1 protein-coding gene and 1 pseudogene are annotated in these 598 nt (G+C 32.8%); both read left to right on the forward strand.

Annotated features, from left to right (window positions below; all coding sequences use genetic code 11):
• Positions 1–129 precede the first annotated feature (129 nt).
• The gene (locus AB4496_RS26695; protein ID WP_009845566.1) at positions 130–336 is read left to right on the forward strand and encodes a Flp family type IVb pilin; all 207 of its coding nucleotides are present in this window, start codon (positions 130–132) and stop codon (positions 334–336) included.
• A gap of 50 nt (positions 337–386) precedes the next feature.
• Positions 387–598: pseudogene (locus tag AB4496_RS26700) on the forward strand (pilus assembly protein CpaB); the annotation flags it as partial.

A 598-nucleotide genomic window follows, 5' to 3' on the forward strand; every position in this document is an offset into this window, starting at 1 on the left:
CTCAATACCCAATAAATTTGTGTTATGTGTCCATAATAACTATTAATTTGATGTATGTTTTTGTATCAGGTAAATTTTCCTCGCAATTTCAATTAGACCAATGGTCAACATACTTTTTATAGGATTATTATGTACTACAAAACTTTAGCAAAAATGGCTGAACTTAAAATGAAGTTCGAAGATGATGTTCGTGGTGTGACTGCAGTTGAATATGCAATTATTGCCGTTGTAATGTCAGGAATTATATTAACTGCGTTCCAGAATGATACTATATCAGGAGGAATAGACGCAGCACTTGGCGCTGTAAAAGCTGATTTAGACGCAGCTAGTAAGTAATTGAAATATAATAATCTATAAGGGGCTTGTGCCCCTATTTTGGGCTTGATATGAACAGAATAATCATTCTTCTTTTTGTTGCTTTATCTATTTTTTCAACGCTGGTATATATTAATATTAACTATATTTCAACTGACGAAGAGCCACTTGAGGTTCACGAAAAAGAAGAACCTAAAGTCAGCATTTTAGTTACTCAAAAAGAAATTAGACGTTCTCAACCTTTAATCCCCAAGTATTATGAACAGAAGTTTGTTCACATATC

Origin of the sequence: Vibrio sp. 10N.222.46.A1 (genome assembly GCF_041473595.1) — a bacterium.
Classification (GTDB): Bacteria; Pseudomonadota; Gammaproteobacteria; order Enterobacterales; family Vibrionaceae; genus Vibrio; species Vibrio tasmaniensis_A.

Excerpts from the sequence above, each read along its gene's own strand:
- AB4496_RS26695 (WP_009845566.1), top strand. The coding sequence starts at position 130 with ATGTACTACAAAACTTTAGCAAAAATGGCTGAACTTAAAATGAAGTTC.